Genomic DNA, 19,239 nt, shown 5'->3' with positions numbered 1-19,239 from the left:
GTTCAGTCGATCAGCTTGGCGAAAGCTGCGACATTGTCTTGGCCATATCCGATCAATTCGATCGACCAGCCGGTTGTGTCGTCAAGAATGGCCACATGCCCATTTGCTCTGCGCACCAAGCGCAGGGGCGCTTGCGTATCTGCGTTGTGCACAATGCGTTCGCGCGTGGTGGTGACCCAAATCACATCGATAAACCCAGATTTATGATCATTGGAATGGGCAATCTGTCTGCCCGTCGCGTCCAAAACCGCCACGCCATCACTCCTATTACCCACCAAAGTGATCGGAATTTCCGCCACGATATCGCTGTGTGGGGCCACGCCAATAACAGGACGGTCCGTAAGCCGGGCATAAGCGACAAGAACGACTGCGGCGATCATCAAAGTGAACATCGCTTGAACCAAGACCTTGGGCACCATGTCCCGATCTCGGTGTTTCATTTGAGCGGCAAGTGAGTTGGTGGTGGGCATGAGCTTTACTCCGCAGCGATGCTGTCTGTTTTGGTATAGTCGCGCTGAGCGACCTTCGGCATTGACACTCGTGTCTCGGCGGCCTCTGCAAAAAGGGCTGCGACCCGTTCAGCATCTGGTATGGATCGGAAGGCCGGTTGGGTGCGGCTCATGTGCCATGGGCGCACATGCGGCCAGGTCATTAGATACGACAAGCGAGTCTCACCGATGAGCTCAAAAGTGATTGTGCCCAAACCCGACTTTCTCAAGGCCACTTGTGCATTTCCGATACACACATATGGCAGGTTCAATGTCATCGTCAGCGCAGCACCGATGCGCAGACATGCACGTTTATTGGTAAGCGTATATACCGTGCTTCGAGCTTGTACCGTTGCCACCCCAAATAAGATTAAGGCCGTCAACGCGCCAGCCACTAGAAACGGAATGCCCTGCGCCATAGCAGACGTCAGGCTCATCATATCCGATACGGTAATAACTCGGATCACCGCCAGGGCGATGAAATACCCAACCACCCAGTTGAGGCCCCAAGCATCCTTGGCCAGCCGCAGGCTGTTAGGCCGCCCTTGCCAGAGGATATGTTCGTCAGCGGGCAATGCTTCAGGCAATCCGCGGATCGGTTCGAAATTAAAATCGTCGTGGCTCATGTCTTTAGTCCCCTATCGTCTGAACGCTGGGCCGTGGCTGCGGCCCAGCGTTGGTCGTTTACAGTTTTGGCTCTGAGCGTTCAGGATCGGCATAAAGTGTGCCGCCGCCGTAATAAGCCATGATCTTTTCTTCCTCGAGCAAGCTGACTTCTGAAGTCGACTTGTGCTGAGGCACTCCTGCAAAATTGGCGCTATAAATTGAACGAACCGTCACCCGGTCTTCGCTAATTTTGCAAAAATTGATTGGGATTAGGCGGGCCTGGCCCGTGCCCTCTGGATTGAGATCCACAGTTAGGTAACGCACCATCTGTTCTGGCACATCAATCCACATATCATTGATACGGCCGATCACCTCGCCGTCGCCCGCCACCACAGGTTTACCCCGTGGATCACGGCCAGCTGAAACATGGAAATCATCGAGCTGTGACATGGGCTTGATCTTGGCATGACCATGCGCGTCCAACTCGGCGTGATCCTGACGCGGAGCCCATGCGCCTGGCCCAACACCAGCGAGCATCGGGTCGCCGATTGGTACAAAAGGCGAGCCAGTCGCATCAGAGGTGGCTTCAAGTGCTAAATCTGAACGATCCCCACGTTGACCGGAGGGAACAGTCACGTCACCGCGCCCATGGGGCAGGTGAAACGTCTTGTCACCAGGCAGGGAAAAAAGGCCGCGATGGGCAGATCCAGAGGGATCATCGGCCTCCAGCGGATATCCTTCGCGCATGTTCTCTGTTTGAAGATAATAAACAAGCAAAGCAAAAAAGATCCAGAACATCCAGATCGCAGCGCTTGCGAGATCAAAATTACCGAAAAATTCATTGCCTACCATGGTCGTCTCCTTTGACTATCAAGTCGGAAAATCCGTCAGCTCCAAGCGCTGCGGTGTGTTTGCACTGATGCCTTTGGTCCGTAGAATCGGGCCAAGGGCGATGAGGGTAATGAAGAGTAGAGCGATCTCAATTTGATAAACGACCGAATACCCAACAACCGGGGTGTTAAGGGCGTCGCCCAAAATGCCGCTATGCGCCGCTTGCGTGATCATATCGCGAATAGCGCCACCTAAAAAAATGGACAGGCCTGCGCCTGTGGCCTGCGCAGCGCCCCAAACGCCCAGCGCCAATCCACGCCCAGCCGCTCCAGGCACATTGATGGTCATGGCGGCAGTCAGGGTCGCCACTGCAAAGGTACCGCCACCCAGCCCAATCAAAAAGGCACCTGAAAAAAACAAAAATGGCGAGCCAAAAACAGAGGATAAAAGAACTGCCGCAAAAGCGAAGATGCCGACAACAACTCCCCGGCCCGCAATACGAATGGGATCAATTGATCGCGACAGCCATCGCGCCGACAGGCCCAAACCGATCAAAGCGCCCAAAGACCACATGGCGGTAAGCTGCGTTGTCGCCGAAACGGAAAGGCCAAGAATTTCGCCGCCATAGGGTTCGAGCAGCACATCTTGCATATTAAAAGCAACCGTGCCGGCGAAAATTGTGAATATTAGCCGCCGCACCGTCGTTTGACCGGTAAAGTCCGCCCAAGCGGTCTGAAAACTGGCCTTCGGCGCCTGGCGTGCAGCCTGGCTCATCGGCGCCATTTTTTCCTGCTTCCAAAGAGCAATAACATTCAAAACCATGGTGAACACCGCCGCGCCTTGCACCACTTGAACCAACAGTAACGAGGAGTAATCATGCAGCAACGTACCAATGATAACGGCTGAAACCCCCATTCCCACAAGATACATAACGTAGAGCATTGAAACGACTTTTGCGCGAGTCTGTTCGGTTGCGCGATCAGCGGCCAAAGCCAGCCCTGCGGTTTGCGTCATATGCATTCCAAGCCCAGTCAAAAGAAACGCCAGCGCTGCGGCAATCTCGCCAAACAGTCCCGCATCAATTGCTGAGTCTCCGGCCAAAACCAAAAGAGCCATCGGCATGATCGCCAATCCGCCAAACTGCCAGAGGCTGCCAAACCACAAATAGGGCACGCGTTTCCAACCGATTGCGGAGCGGTAATTGTCAGACTTAAACCCAAGAAGCGCACGAAAAGGCGCGATCAGCACGGGAATTGCAATCATCGTCGCCACGATAAAGGCCGGCACCGACAGCTCAACAATCATCACCCGGTTTAAGGTGCCAAGCAACATCACCGCTGCCATGCCCACAGAAATTTGAAACAAGGATAGACGCAACAATTGCCCAAGCGGCAGCTCATCGCTGGCCGCATCGGCGAAAGGCAACATCCTTAAGGTCAGGGTTTTGACAGCACTCTTTGGGATCATGGGCGGAATTCCAAAGCTTGGCTGATGTAAAATCCAGACGTCACCCGATCAATGTCACTGATCTTACCCACGGTAGACTTGGCAATTTGTGCCGCTTGGTGTGGAACCATCATGGGCGAGCGATCGCCACGAGGGAAAAATTTGCCAATCCGCCACATCGCCATAAGAAGCGGCGTGCGCGGCGCAACCGTGAAGACCATATTTGTCAATATACGGCTACTCACCCGATCGAGGGTCGCGCCAATATCTTCAGCTGAATAATAGATCAAACTGTCCATTGCCACGATATGATCGAAATGCCCTAGGCCCGGATCAAACATATCGCCAGCCATCAGCCTAAGCGAGCCGCTGACTTCGGCGGGTTGGCGCTGCTTGGCTATCGTGATGAGCTTTGGCGAGATATCCACCGCCACAACATCTGCGCCAGCCTGGGCCAATTGAAAGGCCAAAGCCCCTGTGCCGCAGCCCGCATCTAACACGCGCGCCCCGCGCAAATCCGCAGGCAATTGCGACAGCAAGAGCTGCCGCATCCGGTTACGCCCCGCGCGCACAGTGGCGCGAATGCCCGACACAGGCGCGTCAGAGGTCAATCGCTCCCAGGTCTTTGTCGCCGTGCGATCAAAGTAAGTTTCAACCGTGTTGCGGGTCGATTCGTAGGTCATCAATCAAATCCCAGCAGTTCAAAGATTTCGCGATCAGGCAATGGCGCCGGTGCAAGTGGCAGCGTGCCGTTCCAAAGCGTTTCGGCCAGACGCAAATATTCTTTGCGGACCTGGACGATTTCTTCATCATCGGGCATTTCAAACAGAGTCTTCTTTTTCAGCCGAGACCGGCGGATCGCGTCGAGATCTGGCATATGGGCAATTCGGTTGAACCCCACAGTCTTGCAATACCTGTCCACCTCATCCGTATCTTTCGACCGATTGGCGACACAGCCGGCAAGCCTCACTTTGTAATTGGCAGATTTCGCCTGAACCGCAGCAATTATCCGGTTCATCGCATAGATGCTGTCGAAGTCATTGGCGGTGACAATCAAAGCTCGATCGGCATGCTGCAACGGCGCTGCAAACCCGCCGCAAACGACATCCCCGAGGACATCGAAAATCACAACATCCGTGTCTTCAAGCATATGGTGTTGCTTAAGCAGCTTCACCGTTTGCCCAACCACATAGCCGCCGCAGCCAGTTCCCGCGGGCGGCCCGCCAGCTTCTACGCATTTCACACCATTATATCCCGTTGCAACATAATCTTCTGGGCGCAGTTCTTCGGAGTGAAAATCCACGCTTTTGAGAATATCAATCACCGTGGGTTGCAGCGTGCCGGTTAAAGTAAAGGTGCTGTCATGCTTGGGATCACAACCAATTTGCAGCACGCGCTTTCCCATTTTAGAAAAGGCCGCCGAAAGGTTTGACGAGGTGGTTGACTTGCCAATGCCCCCCTTACCGTAGACGCTGAATACTTTTGCACCATCAATTTTCGCGGTTTCGTCCTGATGCACCTGCACCGATCCTTCGCCGTCACCGGTCAAATTGGGAATGTTTCTATCAAGTGGGCTCATGTCTGTAGTCCCTTCCTATAACTGCGTTTTGGGTCATTCGGCTGCAATGCCCTCAAGTTGATCTTCAATGGCATCCGCGGCACTTTGCAGCGCGGCCAAAGTGGTTTCGTCTGGTTTCCAATAGGCACGATCTGACGCCTCTAGCAGGCGATTTGCCATGCGCATGGAGGCTTGTGGGTTCAAGGCGGACAGGCGTTTGCGCATGTCTTCATCCAAAACAAATGTTTCAGACAGCTCTTGATACACCCATTCATCCACCTTCCCTGTCGTCGCAGACCAACCGACGGTATTGGTGATATGCGCCTCAATGGCACGCACGCCTTCATGACCATGCTGCAAGAGCGGTTCATAAAATTTTGGGTTTAAACTGCGGGCGCGAGTTTCCAACGCCACCTGTTCACGCAGGGTCCGTACCTGCGCGCCACCGCGGGTTTGATCTCCGATGTAGACGGGTGTTTCGACACCGCCCTTGGCGCGTTTCACAGCCGCTGCAATGCCGCCGAGTGTATCAAAATAATGATCCACAGTGGTGACCCCAAGCTCAACGGATTCGAGGTTCTGATAGGCAAGTTCCACATTCTTTAACGTGTCTTGTAGCAATTGCGATTGCTGACTGGCCTCGCCATCCTTGCCATAGGCAAAACTTTTACGCGCCTGGTAGGCATCTGCAAAGTCGCTGTCGTCTTTAAAAGCGGAGCTGTCGACCAATTGGTTCACGTTTGAACCATAGGCGCCTTCGGAATTAGAAAAGACCCGCAGCGCTGCTATTTCTAGGCTACAGTTTTGTGCCTGGGCAAACTCGAGAGCATGGGCGCGAATGGGATTCATCTCTAAAGGCTCATCGGCCATCGCACATTGCAAGGCGGCATCAGCCAGCATTTTAGTTTGCAGCGGCAATAGATCCCGGAAAATTCCCGAGAGGGTGATGACCACATCAATCCGCGCCCGCCCCAGCTGCTCAAGAGAGATCAGATCAGCGCCACAAAGACGGCCATTTGCATCAAAGCGCGGCTTGGCGCCCATCAAAGACAGCGCCTGTGCGATCGGCCCACCGTTAGATTTAATATTGTCAGATCCCCAGAGCACCAATGCAACAGTCTTGGGCAACCCCTCATGAGTTCGCAGCAACTCTTCCGCCTGCTGCGCGCCGTCTTGCATGGCAAAAGCTGTCGGCATTCGGAAGGGGTCAAAGGCATGAATATTCCGACCCGTCGGCAGGATATCTGGCGCACGGATCACATCTCCGCCAGGAACCGGCTTGATGAATTGGCCGTTTAAGCCCCGCATCAATCCATCCAGCTCGTCGCTGCCTTGCAAATGCGATTTGGCGATCTGGCGCGCTTGTGGGGTGTCAAAGCACATCAAATCCAACAGAGCTTCGATTTTATGCTCAGGCAATTTTTGACCAATGATGTGCAACCCGTCGGGGATCAAAGCATCTTCTGTTTCCAAAAGAGTGATCCAAAGCCGGTTCAAATCTGTGCCATCCAGATGCACAATCTCAGCCTGAGCCGCAATCAACGCCTCCAAGGGCTTGGCAGCTGCATCGCCCGGCGGCAACGCTCGCCACTTGCTGAGACTGTCTTTCAAATCAGCAAGACCGCGATAAAGACCGGAAGCCTGCAACGGCGGCGTCAGATGGGTTATGGTAATCGCATTGCTGCGGCGCTTCGCCAAAGTGGCCTCTGACGGATTATTGGCTGCGTAAAGATAAATATTGGGCATATTGCCAATCAACCGATCTGGCCAATCTTTGCCACCGCAGCCGTTTTGCTTGCCCGGCATAAATTCCAACGCCCCGTGCATGCCAAAATGCAATAGCACATCGGCTTTATACTGATGCTTCATGAATTGATAAAACGCGCTGAACGCATGGGTAGGCGCAAACCCGCGCTCAAAGAGAAGGCGCATGGGATCGCCCTCATAACCAAAGGTTGGCTGTACGCCGACGAAAACTTTTCCAAACTGAGCACCGAGAATGAAAAGGTCGCTGCCATTGGACTGAATGCGCCCTGGCGCGGGACCCCAAATCTCTTCGATCTCGTTTAACCAAGGCGTATGCGTTACGATATAATCGGCCGAAACCTTGGCCGCGACGTTGGCCTCCTGCCCATAGATCGATGCATTCCCTTGCAAAATGACCTTGCGCAGGTCGTCAACAGTTTCGGGTGGGGTCACATCGTAACCGTTTTCAGCCATTGTCTGCAAAGTATTATGTAAACTTTCAAACACCGAGAGATAGGCCGCTGTACCAATCGCGCCTGCATTGGGCGGAAAGCCGAAAAGCACGATTCCAACATTTTTTTCAGAATTTTCTTTGCGGCGCAAAACCGCAAGATTTCGAGTTTTTTCCACCAAAGCATCAATACGCTCTGGGCAGGGCGCCATGGCTTTTACGGTGCCCGCCGCTGCGCAGGCATAAGCGCATCCGTCACAGCCATCCGGCCCGTGCCGACCTGCAAACACTGTTGGGTTTGTGGCGCCATCAATTTCGGGCAAAGCCACTAGGATTGTCGCCTCAATCGGGCTCAACCCCTGGCCACCATTGGCCCATTGCGACAGGGTTTGAAATTCCAAAGGTTGCGCCGCAATATAGGGAACGTCGAGCCCGCTGAGGGTTTCAACCGCCGCTTCGCTGTCATTATAGGCGGGTCCGCCAACCAGAGAAAATCCGGTCAGAGAGACCAAAGCGTCGATCTTGCCCATGTGATAGGCTTCGATTGCTGGTCGACTGTCGAGCCCACCAGCAAAGGCCGGTATGACCCGCATTCCCGCGGCTTCAAAGCGCCGAATGACATAGTCAAAATGCGCCGTGTCTCCGGCCAAAATGTAACTGCGCAACATGGCCAGCCCAATGGTTGGGCCAGTACCCGCTTGTGGCAGATCAGCTATATCTGTGGTGATATGGTGGCCGGGCAGGTCTGGATGATAAAGACCCACTTCAGGGTATTCAACCGGAGCCGGAGCCGCAACACCACGCCATTCCAGCCGAGATGCGTAGCGCGAAATCAAAAAGCGCACGAGGCTTTCGATATTATCATCAGATCCGCCGAGCCAATATTGCATGGTCAAGAACCACGCCCGCAGATCCTGACTCTTACCAGGAATAAGCTTTAAAATTTTGGGAATTCGGCGCAGCATCTTGGCCTGGCCTTCGCCTGTGCTGGTAGATTTCTTCGCTGGTTTCAGCTTCTTCAAAAACCCCATGACGCCAGAAGCGGGCCGCATCATGTCGAGGTCGCCCATTTTGGTCAGCTGCACAATGTCCTGATCGGCAATTATGCCCACCAAAGCATCACAAGCAGCACGCCGCGCTTTTAGATCGGGCAAGATAGCCTGCACATGATCTTCAAGAAATAGAACGGAGGACACAATCAAATGCGCCGTCTCGATATCAGCTTTAGCACTGGCCAAGGCCGCTGGATCTTTGGCCCATTCCGCGGCGGCATGTATTTTAAGCTGCAAGCCTGGAAAATCCGCCGCCAGCTTGGGCAAAGCCCGCGCTGCTGGACCAGCCGCGTGGCGGTCCAATGTCATTAGCACGACATTATACGAAGGATATATCAGCTCATCGCGCATAAAAGGCCTTCGCTTCATACAGGGTATCAACAGAGATTTCCGACAACCCTTGCGAGGTCGCATAGGTCTCGGTGTTGCGGCGGGCCTTGCCCCGGACGAAAAAAGGTATTTTTTTCAACTCTTTTTCCGCTTCCGCCAACCATATCGCCACATCGCCGCCGGTACTTAGAACAGCAGACTGCTCTTCCGTCGCTGCCACGCGCAATTGGTTCGATCCGATCCCTGCAGGTTGGTGCCCACCATGATGGCTGGGACCCGCAGCGTCATTGAATTCAAAGTCTTCACGAAACATGTGCAGCAAATGCTCTTCAAGACCCATCACCAGTGGATGAATCCAAGTGTCAAAGATTACATTTGCCCCCTCAAACCCCATTTGCGGCGAATAGCGGGCAGGAAAATCTTGGACGTGGACCGGGGCAGAAATAACTGCGCAAGGTATACCCAGCCGCTTTCCAATATGGCGCTCCATTTGCGTGCCTAAAATCATTTCTGGCTGTAGCGCTTCGATGGTTTTTTCGACCAACAAATAGTCATCTGTGATCAAGGCTTCGACACCGAACTCTTTGGCAATTGTCCGAATGTCGCGTGCGTATTCACGGTTATAGCATCCCAGCCCCGCAACCTCGAAGCCCATCTCATCCCGCGCAATCCGCGCGGCGGCTTTGACATGGGTGCCATCGCCAAAAATGAAAACCCGCTTGCCTGTCAAATAGGTGCTATCGACTGAGCGCGACCACCAAGTTTGCCGCAAAGCTTGACTGTCAAGCGGAGCAGTGCTTCCGCTGAGCGCACGGATCTCAGCAATGAAATCTTGCGTCGCGCCGGCCCCGATAGGCACGGTTTTCGTGTAGGGCTGATCGAATTCTTTTTCACAATAACGCGCCGCAGTTTCACCAGTTTCCGGATACAACAGCACATTGAAATGCGCCTTTCCCATTTGCACGATATCGCTGGGTGTAGAGCCCATCGGCGCTGTGACATTCACCTCAATACCAAGCTCGAACAAAAGATTTGTGATCTCAGCCACATCATCCCGATGCCGAAAACCCAAGGCAGTAGGGCCAATAATATTGCAGCTGACACGCTCTGTTTTAGCTTGTGGCTTTGCCAAATGTTTGACCAATTGGAAAAAGGTCTCATCCGCGCCAAAGTTCTCTTTGCGTTGATAACTGGGCAACTCAAGCGGAATGACCGGAATGGGAAGCCCCATGGTTTCTGCAAGACCGCCAGGATCGTCTTGAATCAATTCAGCAGTGCAAGACGCTCCAACGATAATGGCCTCCGGTTGGAACCGGTCATATGCATCTTGGCAGGCTTGTTTGAACAGGCCCGCCGTATCCGCGCCTAAGTCCCGCGCCTGAAATGTGGTATAGGTCACCGGCGGCCGGTGATCGCGCCGCTCAATCATCGTGAACAATAGATCGGCATAGGTATCGCCCTGCGGCGCATGAAGAACATAGTGAAGCTTTTTCATGCCAGTGGCGACACGCATCGCACCGACATGAGGCGGGCCTTCATATGTCCAAACAGTAAGTTTCATTCTGCGGCCACCTTCAAAATCGATTTGCGGCGCAGAGGTCGGGCGAACAGAGCGGCAAGATCACCGGCTTGCTCGTAAAAATGCACGGGCGTGAAAACCAACTCAATCGCCCATTTTGTGGCGAAACCTTCCGCTTCAAGCGGATTGGCCAAACCCAAGCCACAGACGGTCAAATCCGGATGCGCCGCGCGGCAGCGATCCAGCTGGAGATCGACATCTTGGCCTTCAGAAATTTGAGGCCCCGCTGGCAATAGATCCAAATCCGGGCCGTGCAAGGCGTCGTGGATGTAAGGCGAGCCAACTTCCAGCGCGGTCATCCCACATTCCCGGCTCAAGAAACGCGCCAAGGGAATTTCCAATTGACTATCCGGAAAGAAAAATACGGATTTATCATTGAGCGGTGCAGCGGCTTGGCCGATCGCGTGCCGGGCCCGACGACGGGGCGCCTCAGTCACGCGATCAAAGACCTCGCAGGAAATATTGAACTCTTCAGCAATGGCCGACAACCAGGCTGTGGTTCCCTCTTCACCAAAGGGGAAAGGCGCCGCGATATGGCGAGCACCTCGGCGGCTTAAGGCCGCATGGGTGTCGCCCAAGAATGGTTGTGTCAGGGCAAAAACCGTATTGGGGCCAACGGCAATTTCATCTTCGATTGTCCGGGCCGGCAAAATACGCAATGGACCAATGCCAAGATCAGTTAAAAGCGCAACCATCTGATCTTCGACCACATCTGGCAATGCGCCAACGACAATCAATTCCCGCGCATCGGTTTTCGGCAGAACGGGCACCATGGCCGCCAAACAGGCATCTTCCCCTTGGGTAAAGGTCGTTTCGATTCCAGAGCCAGAATATTCCAATACTCGGACTTTCGGGGCATAGGTCTGGGTCAATCGCTCGGCGGCGCGGTTCAGATCAAGCTTGATAACCTCGGAAGGACATGACCCCACAAGAAAGAGTTGCCGAATGTCCGGCCGCCGGGCCAGAAGCTCTTCGACCGTGCGGTCCAACTCCGCTTGTGCGTCTTTTAGCCCCGCTAAATCTGCCTCTTCCAGAATCGCTGTCCCGAATCGTGGCTCAGCAAAAATCATGACTCCGGCTGCCGACTGCAACAGATGCGCGCATGTGCGCGATCCAACAACAAGGAAGAAGGCATCTTGGATCTTTCGATGCAGCCAAATAATACCGGTCAAGCCACAAAACACTTCGCGCTGACCACGCTGCTTCAACACCGGAGAGGTTCGACATCCCGTAGCGGGCGGTGGCGGCATAAGTTCAGTCATGAGGCGCCCTCCATCTGGAGGCGCGCGACGCGCAGTTTCCACAGGAACTGTCCAGCATTGACCACATAAGAGGCATAGGCCGCCAAGATGATCCACACCAAAGTATCCGCAGGGATGCTCCCTTGAATTAATCCATAAATATAAAGGCTATGCAGCGCGATGACGCCAAAACTGACCACGTCTTCCCAAAAGAATGCTGGTGCAAAGAGCCATTGTCCAAAAACAACTTTTTCCCAAATCGCACCAGTGATCATTATGAGATAAAGCAGCAAGGTTTTTGCAATGATTGAAAGGGTCATAATTTCATACCCCAGGCCGGTGATCATGTAACGGATCACCAAAAAGAGAGAGACCAAAAAGACCAGGAATTGCAAAGGCGCAAGAGCGCCTTGCACCACCGTCCAAGCCGTTGCGTCACGCCGACTGCGCTGGTCCTGTGTATAAAGGCCAGAGGGTTGCAGATTTTGTGACGAGGTCATTGTCATACGGTTTTCCAATTCGCCAATAGGCTGGTCAAAATTTGGCAGGCGCGGCGCAGTCTGTCAACTTTGATTTACACTTATTGTCAGAAATTCTGTCTAATTATTTTTACTTTTCTCAAAAATTTGCGGAATCTATCGAAGTTTTCCCACAAAATGTAACAAATTATTGACATTTAGGCCGCGATACCCGAGCATCTCTGTCATCTTTGATAAGCACTGAGGTCATCGTGGCCTGCTGGCAGTATTCGGAAGGTCATTGTGACTCATCACCAACACACAGATCTCGTGAGTATAGGGGATGAAGCTGCCCAGGTCGCTCAAGTTGCTATCAAGGTTCTGGCGCGCAATTTAAGTCAAGCCAGCAGGCTGGGCGGGCTTGCGCCCTTGGTTCCTGCAATCAGCGCAAGCCAAGCGGCCCAACGTTTGGTCGATGCTTCTCTTGATCCGAAAAGATCAGCCGTTTCTATTGCCATTCATGAGCTACAGACCGTGGGCTTTTCAGACTTTATCCTATTTTCAGAGATTATACCCGCTGCAGTCCGACAATTGGGCGTCGCTTGGGAAGAAGATGACCTGTCCTTCTTCTCCATGACGCTCAGCGCAAGTCGCCTACAGATCGCGGTGCACGGTCTTTCTGAAACAGAGGTTCCGGCCGGCATAAGTCGGCTGCGTAAGGAATTGAGTTTGTTAATTATCGTTCCGGAAGGAACACAACATACATTAGGTGCGATTATCCTAGGCAAGATACTAAGATGTCTTGGCGCGCGCGTTAAGCTGGAGATGGATGTCACAGCCAGTCGAGTTCATCAGGTGGGGGCAATTGAGCAATTCGACGGCGTGTTTATTTCTGCGTCAGCAGACAGCAGTACCGAAAAATTATCTGAAATAATTTCAAATGTTAGATGTAATTGGAGCACAGCAAAGGTTATTTTGGGGGGCGGCATTCTAAGCGCTCAAATTAACATTGATGCGGTTACGGGAGCAGATTACATATCCAACGATTGGAAAGCCGCGGTTGCTCAATGCTTTTGAAAGTTAAATTCCAGGTATTTGACAGTACGATTGCCACGTGGGTGCATCTAGAAATGCAAATCGAACGAAGGGCTTTTGCAAATGACGTCGCTTGGTAAAACAGAATGGTCCGAGCGCCTTATCCCAAATTTGGATCAGGCTGCCACTGCGGACGTAATTTCGCGGCTGTGCGATTTTGCTTTTGTCATCTCCCGCGATGGCGAGATCACCCACACCATGTCCAGCCCTTTTTTGGCGCCCAGATTGGATTTGGCTACGTGGCATGGTCAGCAATTTAAAGACACGCTGACCAAAGAGTCTGTACCAAAGTTTGAGGCCCGGCTCGCAGAATTCAAAGAGGGCCAACAAGAAACGCGCCCCGTCGAGTTGAACCATCGCGCCACCGATCAGCAAGCCGAATTGCCCGTCCGATACACCTATCATTGCGCCGCAGCAAACGGGTCTACATTGCTTTTAGGATCGGATTTACGGCCCGTCGCAGAAATGCAGCAACAGCTGGTAGAAGCACAAATTGCTCTTGAGAACGATTATGACGCCCGTCGGGATCATGAAATCAGACTAAGGGTATTGATGGAATCATCAGACGTCGCAACAGTGTTCATCGCACTTGAAACGGGCCTGATTTCATCTTGCAATAGCGCCGCGGAGGTTCTGCTCGGACGGTCCCGCAATGAATTTATTGATGCGGCTTTCGCTTTGGAGTTTGAAGACGAAGGTCTTACGGGGCTGATCGACCGAATGGTGACCGCCGCCTCGGATTCCTCGATGACTGCCATTTTGGCCAAATCAGCGCTGGGTGGCCAGTCCTACCGTCTCAATCCAACTTTGTTTCGCGGCGCAACCTCGCAAATGTTGCTTTGTAAAATTGAGCCCGAGGATTCGACCCTAGAGCCCGTTGATTTACTCGCAACCCATTTGGTCAGTTTTTTCCACAAGGGGGTCGACCCAATTGTGTTTGTAAATATGTCAGGCCAGATAATGAGTGCGAATGAGGCCTTTGTCTCCTTGGCCAATGTGACTCATCCGCAAACACTGAGTGGGCGCAGCATGTCCGAATTCTTTTCCCGTGGGTCAGTCGATCTCAATGTAATTTTAGAAAGCGCGCGCCGCACTGGTAAGATGCGGCTTTATTCGACAAAGATTTTAAACGAACATGGCGACGAGCGCCCCGTCGACATTTCGACCACACAAGTCCGCACAGAACGTGAACCAATTTGTGTGCTGCTCCTGCGCAATGCCCGTCGTGTCGAGGCGGTCTCGACGTCCTCCAGTCAAATGTCAAAAGAAGAGATTAACTCCGTTGTTGAACTAATTGGCAGCCAATCACTCAAGGATATTGTCGCGCGCAGCACCGATGTGGTTGAAAAAATGTGTATAGAAACCGCGATTGGCATGACCTCGAACAACCGCGTCGCCGCAGCCGAGATGCTCGGATTGTCACGGCAATCACTCTATGTAAAATTACGGAAATACGACCTGGTGTGAGAGATTAAATTACCCCTCAGCCTGTGACAACCGCGTGAAATGCAGCCTTGCCTCTTCTATGGTTGCGGCGATCCCATCGACACCCATGAGGTCCAAAATAGCGCGAAACTCTTCGGCCTCATGGCCACAAACCACAATTGACAGATGCGGCGCGCAAATGTGAAGCGCGACAATCAGCTGTGACAGCGCTTCAAGCGAATGTTCACCGCTGAATGAAAGACCTATGATGTGGCTGGAAATCTGAGAGATTTCAGCAAGCAGATCATCATGGGAAAGGCCCACCAGTAGAGAAATATTCCATCCATCATTTCGGAAAAAATCTGCTGCCATACGAACCCCAAGCGTGTGAGTCTCGCCCGGCACAGAGGCGAAAATAACCTCCGGCTCATCGGGTAGGGCAGCAGTTTTAAACATGTGCCGCATTGATCGCATAATCGCAAAAATGCGACCGGAGCCAACCGTCACCTGCGCAAATGTGATGTGATCGCTGTTCCACATATCGCCCAATTGTCGCGCAGCTGGCGCCAAGAAATTGACGTAGATGTCCTCCACCGGACGACCAGCTTTGCGTTCCGCAGCAATGATCTTTGCGGCGCTTTTGGGACTGTCGGACGCGAGCGCCGTGCTGAATGCCAGCAACGCCTCTTGCGTCACTGGGCGCGCGGCCGCGCCGGCAGCTACAGTCCTTGATGCCACGCGCAAAATTACCTCTCGCGCCAGGCTGGCAACTAGGTCTTCCGGCAGCTTTTTGCTGAGTTCAAATATATTTGTTTCGCTATTGTGATACACTTCCCATTCGAAGGCATCTGTCGACTGCACTCCTGAAGCGGAGCCTTGTTGTTTCGACATTCATGTGTCCCCTATCACTCGTTACCCACATGGAGACCGGTACTCACGCTGCATCAGATTACGAAATGACGGTTACCTTGGCGAGAGGGCCGCTCATTTCAAATCAATTGGGGGCTACAATCCTTTGTAGCAATACTCCCATACAGCAGGTTCCATGTTAAAACTCGATTTCATCCTCCAAAAAATCACGTTATCGTATAAACTCAGGCTGAAGGCCAAATCATAAGGCTTTCATTTATTAAGTAGAAGCTCGTATTCTTTGCCAATGTCCGAGCAAACGCATCGACACCGACAAAATCTTTAGAGCACAGAACGGACTGTGGCATAATTAGGGAAAGTACTTAGGTAATTATACTTAGTTTCTGCCCTTAACCAAACATTCGGACCAAATCTACAATCCGGCGTGCCTGTGTCTTTTCGCGTATGCGGGCACGATGCGCTTCGATTGTGCGCTGGCTCACATTTAGGTCCACAGCGATCTCTTTGTTCAGCTTTCCTTTAAGGAGATGTTCTAAAACCTCGCGCTCGCGCTCCGTCAAGGAACGCAAACGCTGTGCAATGATTTGCTGCGAAAGACGGTTTGGCTCTCTGTCAAATATGAGCTCCGAAGCAGTGCCGATGGCCTCCAATAATCGAGAGTCAGGCGCCGGCTTTTCGATAAAATCTACAGCTCCAGCCCGCAGAGCTTTCACCGCGAGGGGCACGTCGCCATGAGCTGTTAGTATCACGATTGGAATATCCAGCCCGTTGGAGGCTAGATAATCCTGCAGCTCGCTGCCCGACATTCCAGGCAACCGCAGCTCCATAACCACACAGGCTTTACTTTCTATATCAAACAGTTTCAAAAATTGCTCAGCAGAGTTGCAGGGAAACGTGGTATGACCCGCTGCGCTCAACACTGCTGTGTGGGTTTCCAACGCCCATGAATCGCCATCAACAACATAGATCGAAATCCGCTCATGCGGCATGCGCCAACCCCACCGATATGACCGATAAAAATGAGCCGCAAAATGCAAGGAATGGCGATAAATCCATCACAAGGTTAATCCGCTGACAGGTCTCGGGGTGCAACCGTGGGATTCAGCTGTGCAACCCGGTAGTTTAATGCAGCAGCTACGGTGACCCAGATCATATAGGGCAAAAATGCCAGGCCAGCGGCCCAATCCAGCTCAAACATAGCTAGGGTCGCTCCGAATACCGATAGCCACAGTGGCAACATCACCAATAGCGCACCACGCAATCGCCGCAGCCCAAAAAACACCGGTGTCCATAGGGTCGAGAACCCTGCCTGCATAGCCCAAAAGGCTAGGGCAACAGCGTTGCCCTGCATATCTGCCACGCGAGCGCCCGCGAAGGAAACGGAAAAATAGATGGTCGTCCATGCCAACGGAAAAGCCCAGTTGGGCGGAGTCCAGACAGGTTTGCTGAGCGCCTGATACCAGCTTCCAGGTTGAAACAATGCCCCAGTTGCGCCAGCGGCAAAACATGTGCCCAACAAAATAACAAACACGAGAACGTCCATTCTTAATACATAGGGAGCAATTCGCCGAGTGACCAGCGAATTCATTGGCTGGGCAATAGGCCTTATCGCGCCGTACCGACTGGTGTGAGCCCATCCTGCGAAAGAGTGTAATTTTACGCTTGTATATTATCAATCGTTTATATATGAAAATTGGAATATCAAATATGGCATAACAAGGGGCCAATTATGGAAACCGAGTTCACACCACTTCTGTCACTTTTGGGAGGCGGCCTTATCGGTGCTTCAGCAGTCTTATTGATGGCGACCCATGGTCGTATTGCTGGGATCAGCGGCATCCTCTCACGCATGCTGCCCCCCGCCAGCAAAGATCAATCACTCCCGCAGGGTCTGATCTTTATAATCGGTCTCTTACTCGCCGCACCCCTTTGGATCACAATCAACGGTCAAGCCCCGCTACAAACTGTTTCAAATAACCTGCCGCTTTTGGCCCTGGCCGGCGTTCTGGTCGGTTTTGGATCGGTCTGGGGCAATGGCTGCACAAGTGGCCACGGGGTATGCGGCATTTCTCGTCTTTCCAGTCGCTCCATTTTTGCAACATTAACCTTCATGAGCACCGGCTTTGTTGCCGTTTTGTTGCTTCGTCATGTTTTTGAGAGCTAGGACCATGAAAAATCTCCTTACACTCATTTCCGGTCTTTTGTTTGGCTTCGGTCTCTTGCTATCGGGCATGGCCGATCCAGCTAAGGTCCAAAATTTCCTTGACCTCTTCGGCACATGGGATCCAAGCCTTGCCTTCGTTATGGGCGGCGCGATTGCTGTCACCATGCCTGGATTTTGGTTGGTCATCCGCCGCAATAAGCCATTTTTCAACAACGTCTTCCATCTGCCCAGCCGCACCGATTTGGACGCACGTTTAATTACAGGTTCTGCGATATTCGGTGTGGGTTGGGGCTTGGGCGGATTCTGCCCCGGTCCAGCAATGACTGCGCTGCCACTGGCCGCTGAAGGCACATTGATCTTTGTCGCCACAATGTTGACAGGGATGGCCGCATCCAAATACGTTCTTCAACGGCGAGACAGCCGCGTTTAAACTTTGCGATTACAGGTTATCCAGAAAGGCGATCCAATGTCTGATACAAAACCGAGCACCCTGGACCAGCCGGAGGTTACGGCCTTCTTTGATGCGCAGACCAACACCATCAGCTATATTGTAAAGGAGCCGAGCGGCAATGCCTGCGCCGTCATCGATTCCGTCATGAATATGGATTATGCGGCTGGCCGGATCACCTTTGAAAGCGCCGATGACATCATCAAAACGATCAAAGATCGTGGTCTAGAGCTCCAGTGGATCATCGAAACCCATGTGCACGCCGATCACCTTTCCGCTGCGCCCTATTTGCAAGAGAAGTTGGGCGGCAAAATAGGGATCAGTGAGAAAATCATTCAGGTGCAGGAGACCTTTGGTAAGATCTTCAATGAAGGAACCGCTTTCCAACGTGATGGATCACAATTTGATGCGCTGTTTGAAGATGGGGACAGCTATCACGTGGGACAAATGCAAGCCAGCGTCATCGCCACGCCCGGACATACCCCAGCTTGTATGGTGCATGTCATGGGGGATACAGCTTTCGTTGGCGACACATTATTCATGCCTGATGGGGGGTCTGCGCGCGCGGATTTTCCCGGTGGTGATGCGGGGATCTTATATGATTCCATCCAAAAAGTGTTGAGCCTGCCAGATGAAACGCGCTTGTTTATGTGTCACGACTATGGGCCCAATGGGCGCGATATTCAGTGGGAAACCACCGTGGCAGAAGAACGCGCCTTCAACATCCATGTTGGTGGCGGTGCAACCCGCGATGCCTTTGTGAAAATGCGCACCGAGCGCGACGCCACCTTGGTAATGCCGAAGCTGATCATTCCAGCCCTGCAAGTCAACATGCGAGCGGGCGAAGTTCCTACAGATGACGAAGGGCGCCCGAGCCTGAAAGTTCCAATCAACTCTTTGTAAAACCGCCGCTCACTTTTGAAACACAATTGCCCGATTAACAATCGCGGCAAAAGGATAAGCCATGTCTATGAAAAAGCTCTCGGATCAGTTCTATGTTGGACCCCAGATTGAAATTGATGATATCGAAGATCTTCAAATCTCTGGCATCAAATCAGTTATTTGTCTGCGCCCTGATGGCGAGGGGGCCGGTCAACCGGCATTTGAAGCCCTGAAAACGCAGGCCACGTCTTTGGAGATTGCAGCGCATTATCTGCCCATCGTTCCCGGTCAAATTTCTGACGCGCAAATCGCGGAATTTGCGGATATGGTCACAAAAAGCCCAAGTCCCATTTTCGCCTATTGCCGCAGCGGCATGCGCGCAACCGCCCTTTGGGCTTTGCATCAAGCCCAATTTGGGCAATCCGTGGATGATATTCTTGCAGTCGCAAAATCTGCTGGACATGATCTGACCGCACTCACCCCAAGGCTCTCCGCGGCCGCCCTTTAGAGCAGCGTTCTCACCGTAAAACCGGTTGCGCGCAAAAATCGTGACATGCGCCAACCACCCG

19 protein-coding genes are annotated in these 19,239 nt (G+C 52.7%); 6 read left to right on the top strand and 13 right to left on the bottom strand.

Annotated features, from left to right (window positions below; genetic code table 11):
* Nucleotides 1–2: 2 nt before the first annotated feature.
* Genes puhC through bchF form a run of 10 tightly spaced genes read right to left on the bottom strand, consistent with a single transcriptional unit; the run spans nt 3 to nt 11,834 of the window.
* Nucleotides 3–470 carry a photosynthetic complex assembly protein PuhC gene (puhC, locus tag ABLW18_RS06980; protein WP_347824113.1) on the bottom strand — a complete coding sequence of 156 codons (468 nt, stop codon included), beginning with the start codon at nt 468–470 and terminating at the stop codon, nt 3–5.
* 5 nt (nt 471–475) lie between these two features.
* Complete coding sequence (puhB, locus tag ABLW18_RS06975) at nt 476–1,114, bottom strand: photosynthetic complex putative assembly protein PuhB (RefSeq protein WP_347824112.1); 639 nt, start codon at nt 1,112–1,114, stop codon at nt 476–478.
* A 58-nt stretch (nt 1,115–1,172) separates the two neighbouring features.
* On the bottom strand, nt 1,173–1,946 hold the full coding sequence (gene puhA / locus ABLW18_RS06970; protein WP_347824111.1) for a photosynthetic reaction center subunit H: 774 nt from the start codon (nt 1,944–1,946) through the stop codon (nt 1,173–1,175).
* Between the two features lie 18 nt (nt 1,947–1,964).
* The gene (locus ABLW18_RS06965) at nt 1,965–3,392 is read right to left on the bottom strand and encodes a PucC family protein (protein ID WP_347824110.1); all 1,428 of its coding nucleotides are present in this window, start codon (nt 3,390–3,392) and stop codon (nt 1,965–1,967) included.
* A complete protein-coding gene (bchM, locus tag ABLW18_RS06960; protein WP_347824109.1) occupies nt 3,389–4,054 on the bottom strand; it encodes a magnesium protoporphyrin IX methyltransferase in 666 nt (221 codons plus the stop codon). Before bchM ends, ABLW18_RS06965 begins: the two co-directional genes overlap by 4 nt.
* A complete protein-coding gene (bchL, locus tag ABLW18_RS06955) occupies nt 4,054–4,950 on the bottom strand; it encodes a ferredoxin:protochlorophyllide reductase (ATP-dependent) iron-sulfur ATP-binding protein (protein WP_347824108.1) in 897 nt (298 codons plus the stop codon). Before bchL ends, bchM begins: the two co-directional genes overlap by 1 nt.
* 33 nt (nt 4,951–4,983) lie before the next feature.
* The gene (locus ABLW18_RS06950) at nt 4,984–8,529 is read right to left on the bottom strand and encodes a cobaltochelatase subunit CobN (protein WP_347824107.1); all 3,546 of its coding nucleotides are present in this window, start codon (nt 8,527–8,529) and stop codon (nt 4,984–4,986) included.
* Nucleotides 8,519–10,069: a ferredoxin:protochlorophyllide reductase (ATP-dependent) subunit B gene (gene bchB / locus ABLW18_RS06945; protein WP_347824106.1), complete on the bottom strand. Its 1,551-nt coding sequence runs from the start codon at nt 10,067–10,069 to the stop codon at nt 8,519–8,521. The genes ABLW18_RS06950 and bchB overlap by 11 nt, the downstream gene beginning before the upstream one ends.
* Nucleotides 10,066–11,349, bottom strand: a complete 1,284-nt coding sequence (locus ABLW18_RS06940; protein ID WP_347824105.1) for a ferredoxin:protochlorophyllide reductase (ATP-dependent) subunit N — start codon at nt 11,347–11,349, stop codon at nt 10,066–10,068. The genes bchB and ABLW18_RS06940 overlap by 4 nt, the downstream gene beginning before the upstream one ends.
* Nucleotides 11,346–11,834 (bottom strand): 2-vinyl bacteriochlorophyllide hydratase, encoded by a 489-nt coding sequence (gene bchF / locus ABLW18_RS06935; protein WP_347824104.1) that lies wholly within the window; start codon nt 11,832–11,834, stop codon nt 11,346–11,348. The genes ABLW18_RS06940 and bchF overlap by 4 nt, the downstream gene beginning before the upstream one ends.
* Nucleotides 11,835–12,215: 381 nt before the next feature.
* Between bchF and ABLW18_RS06930 the strand changes: the two genes are divergently transcribed.
* Both ABLW18_RS06930 and ppsR read left to right on the top strand, forming a co-directional pair.
* Nucleotides 12,216–12,863, top strand: a complete 648-nt coding sequence (locus tag ABLW18_RS06930; protein WP_347824103.1) for a hypothetical protein — start codon at nt 12,216–12,218, stop codon at nt 12,861–12,863.
* Nucleotides 12,864–12,944: 81 nt separating this feature from the next.
* Nucleotides 12,945–14,348, top strand: coding sequence for a transcriptional regulator PpsR (gene ppsR, locus ABLW18_RS06925; protein WP_347824102.1), 1,404 nt, complete (start codon nt 12,945–12,947; stop codon nt 14,346–14,348).
* A gap of 9 nt (nt 14,349–14,357) precedes the next feature.
* Here the strand turns inward: ppsR and ABLW18_RS06920 are convergent, their stop codons facing one another.
* The 3 genes from ABLW18_RS06920 to ABLW18_RS06910 all read right to left on the bottom strand — a co-directional run bounded on the left by ABLW18_RS06920 (nt 14,358) and on the right by ABLW18_RS06910 (nt 16,707).
* On the bottom strand, nt 14,358–15,197 hold the full coding sequence (locus ABLW18_RS06920; RefSeq protein WP_347824101.1) for a cobalamin-dependent protein: 840 nt from the start codon (nt 15,195–15,197) through the stop codon (nt 14,358–14,360).
* A 368-nt stretch (nt 15,198–15,565) separates the two neighbouring features.
* Nucleotides 15,566–16,165 (bottom strand): response regulator, encoded by a 600-nt coding sequence (locus tag ABLW18_RS06915; protein ID WP_347824100.1) that lies wholly within the window; start codon nt 16,163–16,165, stop codon nt 15,566–15,568.
* A gap of 74 nt (nt 16,166–16,239) precedes the next feature.
* Nucleotides 16,240–16,707, bottom strand: coding sequence for a TspO/MBR family protein (locus tag ABLW18_RS06910; protein ID WP_347824099.1), 468 nt, complete (start codon nt 16,705–16,707; stop codon nt 16,240–16,242).
* A gap of 198 nt (nt 16,708–16,905) precedes the next feature.
* Here ABLW18_RS06910 and ABLW18_RS06905 point away from each other — a divergent pair, with 198 nt between their 5' ends.
* The 4 genes from ABLW18_RS06905 to ABLW18_RS06890 all read left to right on the top strand — a co-directional run bounded on the left by ABLW18_RS06905 (nt 16,906) and on the right by ABLW18_RS06890 (nt 19,178).
* Complete coding sequence (locus ABLW18_RS06905) at nt 16,906–17,340, top strand: YeeE/YedE thiosulfate transporter family protein (RefSeq protein WP_347824098.1); 435 nt, start codon at nt 16,906–16,908, stop codon at nt 17,338–17,340.
* 4 nt (nt 17,341–17,344) lie between these two features.
* Nucleotides 17,345–17,770, top strand: a complete 426-nt coding sequence (locus ABLW18_RS06900; RefSeq protein WP_347824097.1) for a YeeE/YedE family protein — start codon at nt 17,345–17,347, stop codon at nt 17,768–17,770.
* A gap of 36 nt (nt 17,771–17,806) precedes the next feature.
* Nucleotides 17,807–18,691, top strand: a complete 885-nt coding sequence (locus tag ABLW18_RS06895; protein WP_347824096.1) for an MBL fold metallo-hydrolase — start codon at nt 17,807–17,809, stop codon at nt 18,689–18,691.
* 61 nt (nt 18,692–18,752) lie between these two features.
* Nucleotides 18,753–19,178 carry a TIGR01244 family sulfur transferase gene (locus ABLW18_RS06890; RefSeq protein WP_347824095.1) on the top strand — a complete coding sequence of 142 codons (426 nt, stop codon included), beginning with the start codon at nt 18,753–18,755 and terminating at the stop codon, nt 19,176–19,178.
* Nucleotides 19,179–19,239 lie beyond the last annotated feature (61 nt).

Origin of the sequence: uncultured Planktomarina sp. (genome assembly GCA_943788425.1) — a bacterium.
Lineage (GTDB): Bacteria > Pseudomonadota > Alphaproteobacteria > Rhodobacterales > Rhodobacteraceae > Planktomarina.
Note: the sequence above shows the minus strand (reverse complement) of the source record. Positions and strands in the feature narration are given on the sequence as shown.

Coding starts and splice junctions, on each gene's coding strand:
- ppsR (WP_347824102.1), top strand. CDS start 12,945: ATGACGTCGCTTGGTAAAACAGAATGGTCCGAGCGCCTTATCCCAAAT.
- bchB (WP_347824106.1), bottom strand. CDS start 10,069: ATGAAACTTACTGTTTGGACATATGAAGGCCCGCCTCATGTCGGTGCG.
- bchF (WP_347824104.1), bottom strand. CDS start 11,834: ATGACAATGACCTCGTCACAAAATCTGCAACCCTCTGGCCTTTATACA.
- ABLW18_RS06940 (WP_347824105.1), bottom strand. CDS start 11,349: ATGACTGAACTTATGCCGCCACCGCCCGCTACGGGATGTCGAACCTCT.
- ABLW18_RS06920 (WP_347824101.1), bottom strand. CDS start 15,197: ATGTCGAAACAACAAGGCTCCGCTTCAGGAGTGCAGTCGACAGATGCC.
- ABLW18_RS06890 (WP_347824095.1), top strand. CDS start 18,753: ATGTCTATGAAAAAGCTCTCGGATCAGTTCTATGTTGGACCCCAGATT.
- bchL (WP_347824108.1), bottom strand. CDS start 4,950: ATGAGCCCACTTGATAGAAACATTCCCAATTTGACCGGTGACGGCGAA.
- bchM (WP_347824109.1), bottom strand. CDS start 4,054: ATGACCTACGAATCGACCCGCAACACGGTTGAAACTTACTTTGATCGC.
- ABLW18_RS06950 (WP_347824107.1), bottom strand. CDS start 8,529: ATGCGCGATGAGCTGATATATCCTTCGTATAATGTCGTGCTAATGACA.
- puhB (WP_347824112.1), bottom strand. CDS start 1,114: ATGAGCCACGACGATTTTAATTTCGAACCGATCCGCGGATTGCCTGAA.
- puhA (WP_347824111.1), bottom strand. CDS start 1,946: ATGGTAGGCAATGAATTTTTCGGTAATTTTGATCTCGCAAGCGCTGCG.
- ABLW18_RS06895 (WP_347824096.1), top strand. CDS start 17,807: ATGTCTGATACAAAACCGAGCACCCTGGACCAGCCGGAGGTTACGGCC.
- ABLW18_RS06915 (WP_347824100.1), bottom strand. CDS start 16,165: ATGCCGCATGAGCGGATTTCGATCTATGTTGTTGATGGCGATTCATGG.
- ABLW18_RS06905 (WP_347824098.1), top strand. CDS start 16,906: ATGGAAACCGAGTTCACACCACTTCTGTCACTTTTGGGAGGCGGCCTT.
- ABLW18_RS06965 (WP_347824110.1), bottom strand. CDS start 3,392: ATGATCCCAAAGAGTGCTGTCAAAACCCTGACCTTAAGGATGTTGCCT.
- puhC (WP_347824113.1), bottom strand. CDS start 470: ATGCCCACCACCAACTCACTTGCCGCTCAAATGAAACACCGAGATCGG.
- ABLW18_RS06900 (WP_347824097.1), top strand. CDS start 17,345: ATGAAAAATCTCCTTACACTCATTTCCGGTCTTTTGTTTGGCTTCGGT.